Annotated in this window: 3 protein-coding genes; 1 reads left to right on the top strand and 2 read right to left on the bottom strand. The window is 38.6% G+C overall.

Translation table 11 applies throughout. The annotated features are described in order from the left end of the window. Positions 1 to 75: 75 nt before the first annotated feature. Both PLA12_14260 and PLA12_14255 read right to left on the bottom strand, forming a co-directional pair. Positions 76 to 900: a hypothetical protein gene (locus tag PLA12_14260; GenBank protein ID HOQ33652.1), complete on the bottom strand. Its 825-nt coding sequence runs from the start codon at positions 898 to 900 to the stop codon at positions 76 to 78. Positions 901 to 1044: 144 nt separating this feature from the next. Further along, positions 1045 to 3297: a hypothetical protein gene (locus tag PLA12_14255; protein ID HOQ33651.1), complete on the bottom strand. Its 2253-nt coding sequence runs from the start codon at positions 3295 to 3297 to the stop codon at positions 1045 to 1047. Positions 3298 to 3557: 260 nt separating this feature from the next. On the opposite strand from PLA12_14255, the gene PLA12_14250 reads away from it, so the two are divergent. Then, positions 3558 to 5492: leucine-rich repeat domain-containing protein (locus PLA12_14250; GenBank protein HOQ33650.1), on the top strand; the 1935-nt coding region annotated here is incomplete at its 3' end.

The raw sequence follows: 5492 nt of genomic DNA, 5'->3' as shown, positions 1-5492 counted from the left end.
AAACAAGTCTAATGTATTAACAGGGACATTAAATACACCACTATATCCATCTCCGCCATTCTTACCATTTTCACCTTATTGTGCATTCGAACCATTTGTTCCGGGGAAAGAACTATTCGCATTAGAACCGGGACCTCCATCACTACCATTAAAAGCACCTGTTGCACCTCCACTGCCACCCGAACCTACAGCTGTAGAACCTGTTCCATTACCACCACCACTTCCTCCTACTGTTCCACCTTGACCTAACGAACCTCCCGCTGGACCACCTTGTGTTCCAAACCCATAAGTCCCCGGTTCACCTGCTCCACCATTTTGTCCTGCAAATCCATTTTGTCCGGGAGAACCATCTGCACCAGCTACACCACCCTGTCCAGATTGACCTTGCTGCCAAAAAGAATCTGCACCGGGTCCACCGGGTCTACTGGGTCCTCCAGCGCCGCCTGCCCCTGCTGATGAACCTCCCGCTCTACCTGCACCTCCTGAACCACCAACACCGCCGACACCGCCACCCGAACGACCCGCTACTGAGCCATTCACATTAAATGAAGAAGCAATAGACATATCTCGATAGGCTGATATGGCTAATGGCCTTGAACCTAATACATTTATTGTCACACCTGTCGAAATATTGACATTCTTAAACCGATAGACAGCGACACCACCTTCATTACTTGCAGTATGACTAAATGGTGTTGCACCGTTTTGCCCCGTCATAGTCAATGCATCTGTATTAAATACCAGCGTTGAACCACTGGGAGCAGTCAAATCCGGGCCATTGGGGTCTCCAACATAATATGCTGAAGAAGTCTGAGCGTAAGTGTCTAATGTTATTACCAGCATACACAAAACGGGTAATAACAAAAGACTAATACTACTTTTAAGCACATAACTTTTCATTATCCTTCCTCCTTTACTATACATTTTAAAGTATAATTTATTGATAATTATTTTATTATTCCTAAACATTGTTTATATTTAATTTATTATAACCTTTTCCACTTCAAAAATCAATAAAATTTGCTATTAAATAATACCATATTTTTATATTCCCGGATTATATCCATCTTCTCCATTCATATCACAATGGTATCTACTTCCAGTGGAATTGAAAAACTGTATAAGCCTTAATAACTCATTTAATTCTATTTTCCAGGAAACAGGATTATAATCGCTTCTATGAGGCTGACAATTTTGTAATCCTGCTCCGGGTGCATATCCATCTTCAGTAGTTCCATCACAATGATATTGATTGGAATTAAATAATTGTATGACTCTTAATAATTCGGCCAGGGTAATCTTCCAATCTCTATCTGTATCAGCGGAATGATATGTACAAATTTCTCCTTCAGAACTTCCTTCGGATGTACCTTCGCCCTCCGTAGTCCCTTCTACGGTACCTTCTTGCTGACCTTCACCTTCAACAATACCTTCTGCTATTCCTTCTCCTTCGATTGTTCCTTCTGCTACTCCTTCTGCTATTCCTTCTCCTTCGATTGTTCCTTCTGCTACTCCTTCTGCTATTCCTTCTCCTTCAACTTGTCCTTCCCCTTCTCCGGGAATATTATCTAAAACTATTATCTCTACATTCGTAAGAGGATTTGTAGTTGGAATTAAAGTTGTCCATCGTGCCCCAACAGCAAGGTCTCCCGTTCCAAACCCTATAGGCATAGGATTGTTATTTCCAACTTTTAAATATACTCGGGATAAATAAATTTCTCCTTGATTAATCAAAATGATTTGGTCGAATCCTTCAAAATACGAATTATACCCAGTAATCCTTTTAAGTTCTACATCTCTAACAACCGACTCAGGAACTGTTGCTTGAATAATGTTTTCATAAATAACATTATCTTTTAAATATCCTTCTACATCAAGCCCAGAACTCAATTCAGGTATTAGAGGAGTATCTTCTGTCGGATTAAATATATTATAATCTCTCAACACAGAATTATTTAATGTCCACCCAATTAATGTCCCGGGATTTGTAAAATTCGGCAATCTAAAACCAAGTAAATATTGAGACATATTTGTAATTAAAGTAACTCTACCATTTGATTCTGCGTAAAGGTCACCTGAATAATTGGCTTTAATTGTAGGTCTCAACACACCCGAAGGAAGGTTAATTAGTGAACCTTGAAGTTTTAACATACCGGGTGTTCCATATCCTCCTCTTCCTCCTGCTCCGCCACCTGTTCCCGCTGTTCCATTCTGAGGTAACCCAGCAGATATATCAATAGTAATATTGTTACCAAGTGTCAACATTCCTCTTGCCCCTAAAATTAAAGCACCGCCACCTGTTCCTCCTTTGCCACCATCTCCTCCATTTTCTCCATAATCTTTAATAAACATTGAAACAATTTCTTTAGAACCTAATGGATAATTATCTCCTCCAGCACCTCCCAATGCTCCTGTTCCTCCATTGCCTCCACTTCCTCCATCTCCACCAGCACCTCCAACGGATGTTCCAACTCCTCCACCTTCACCTGATTTTTCGGTAGGAAGAATTAATGTAAAAGCACCACCTCCACCACCTCCAGAACCACCTCCACCCCCTCCACCACCATCACCAGAGCCTCCTTTTCCACCTCCACCACCTCCACCACCTCCACCACTACCTCCTGCTATAAGCAAAGAACTGGCAGAAATATAACATTGTCCGTTTTTACCTACTTTACCATTCTCACCGCTTCCGCCCTGAGGGATAAATTCTCCTTCCCATGTTCCGGGTCCTGAATCATTTCCCTTTGTTCCAACTGTCCCATCATGACCACTACTTGCTTCATCATAACCAATTCCACCTGCACCTGCATTTCCGCCAAAACCTCCTTCAGCACCCATTCCATTGCCTGCTTTTCCTCCTTCTCCACCTTTACCGCCTTCTCCACCGAAGGCACCACCCAATGTTCCAGGGGTAACTGTTAAATTCGTATTGATAACCATATCTGTCGCAGATAATATTGCTAAAGGTCTTTTTCCTTGAATAGTAACATTTACATTGGGACCTAAATTAACATAACTAAAACGAAATACACATACTCCAGAGACCTCTTCTCCATAACGAGTTGGGGTAATATCTCCATATATCAACATTGAATCTGTATCAATCGTAATGTTTCCGGTTCGATTTGCAAGGTTAAGCGGACGGTCCTGATGTCCTGAACCTTCATTAGCGTTATAAAGCAGGTCAAATATATCTTGAGCATAAACAGGATGCAATAAGCAACATATCTCGAATAAAAATAAAAAAAATAGAAACCTGATTTTCATATCACCTTTGCTCTCTTTCATTATCATCTAACTTACCTTATTTAAAATTTTTTTATTAAAAAATTTCACAACTAAATCTTAATATAAGTATAAACTAAAATACAAAATAAAACAAATTTGTTTTCTAATTATTATAGAAAATAAATATTTCCATTCTAAAAAATATTGTGTTAAAAATTTGTCATATTTAATTTAATTTTTGTTAATGAATTTGTTATATAATAAAAATAGATTATAATATATAAATTTAGGAATAAAAAAATATGAATGTAATTTGGAGACAAAATATGAAAGTTTGGAATTTACTAACTATTGCAATCCTGGGAATTTCAATAATATATTCTTTTTCAGGATACCCAGACCGTATTGATGTTGATTATGATTATATTTTATGGGCTGTCGATTATACATTAGATGATATGGCACCGGGAAGATTTGCTCACATTTATGGAGCCGACCGTGATGGTAATGGGCTAAAAGAGGAAGACCATTTAGGGTTATTATCTGCTGTTTTATTGAATAATTCTCCTCTCATTCCGATGGCAAGGGTTATAGCAATTCAAGAAGGTTTTCGAGCCAATATGCAACAAGTAGAAAAAGATTTAAATATTACACTAAATATTTTAGGTCAAACCATGCATTTTGATGTTATAAATGAACTTCGGAATGAAGACCCTCTACTTGCTTTCGCTGTTCAATATTTCCTCGCAGGTTATATGACTTGCGGAGATTCTGTAACATTCAATTTTCTAAATAATTTTTTGAAGGACCTTGTTCGATATTTTGCAGAACGGGAAGGTTATGGTTGGGCTTTAAATTATATAAATTTAGATGACTATATTAATTTTGGACCGAGTCGTTATGTGACTTTTGGAAATACAGGCACCAATTATTTAGGTGCAGGGGGTGATATAGATGGAAATGGACAAACCAATATTCAGGCGTATTCCGGTGCAGGAACACGTGAGGTATGGTTTAATAGGTGTAGCATTGTTCCTCCTCCGAGGATAGTAGGTATATGGGTCAATCCGGGTGTAGTTGATACAGGGGATGAGGCCACACTTTCTGTTCAGGTTGCAGGAGGAGATGGGCCATTAACTTTCCAATGGCTACGAACTGATTCCAATGGTTATTCTTTCCCTTCTTCATTTGAAATCGTAGGTCCTAATTCTTCAACTTATGTAATTCCTTATGCAACAACTTTAGATAATGCAAGATTCTCTATAGCCGTATCCGATTCTGCTTCTATTTACAATCCTTCTACGAGAATGGGAGGAAGACAATCCTGGGGTGTTTATTTAGGAGTGAGAAAAGTACCTCTCCAGATACTTATTCAGCCCGTTGGAGGTCTCTATAATGTAGGCGAACAAGCAACACTACTTTTTAAGGTAAAAGGAGGAACAACTGTTCCGACTTATTATTGGAGTCATAATGGAGTTATTTCGGGTCCAAACTCTAACCAATGGATTATAAATCCCATATCGGGTTCCAGTCAGGGTGAATATCAATGCAGAGCAGTATCAGGAACAGAAGAAGTTTTATCCCAAAAAGTCTTTATTGATGTTTTTGGTGCGGGAGAAGTTGTTCATTTTAATGACCCAAATTTAGAAGCGGCTGTAAAAGATGCATTAGGTTACGAGCAAACCAAAGATATTTATGAAGGTGACCTTGTTATTCTTACAACACTTAATGCTGGCTCACGGAATATTCAAAACTTAGCGGGAATTTATAAAATCCGAAATTTACAAACACTTATTTTATGGAACAACAATATTACTGATATTTCACCTTTAGGGTCGTTATTCGGGCTTAGATTTCTTAATTTAGGACGAAACAATATATCCGACATAACTGCCCTACGAAATTTAGAAAATTTAGAGCAGTTATTCTTATGGGATAATCAAATTGAAGACATTCAATCGCTAATTCAGAACACAGGCTTAGGCACTGGTGATGAAATAGGATTAGAAGGCAATCCTTTGCCCGAATCTGTATTATGTGAACAAATTCCACTTTTAGAAGCAAAAGGTTGCTGGGTCGGTTATGATGGTATATGCCCTACAACAACCCTTGAAGGAACTTTAGAAGGGGAAGAACCCGAAGGAGAAGAAGGGGAAGGGGAAGGAACACCGGTAGAAGGAGAAGGTGAAATTCAATATCCGGATTGTAATGTTGAATTCAAAACGACTCATTTCTCTACATTATTAGACCCGGGAAATAGT

It is taken from the genome of Candidatus Hydrogenedens sp., from assembly GCA_035378955.1.
Taxonomy (GTDB): domain Bacteria; phylum Hydrogenedentota; class Hydrogenedentia; order Hydrogenedentales; family Hydrogenedentaceae; genus Hydrogenedens.
The sequence above is the reverse complement of the archived record's forward strand: the minus strand, read 5'-3'. Positions and strand labels throughout refer to the sequence as shown.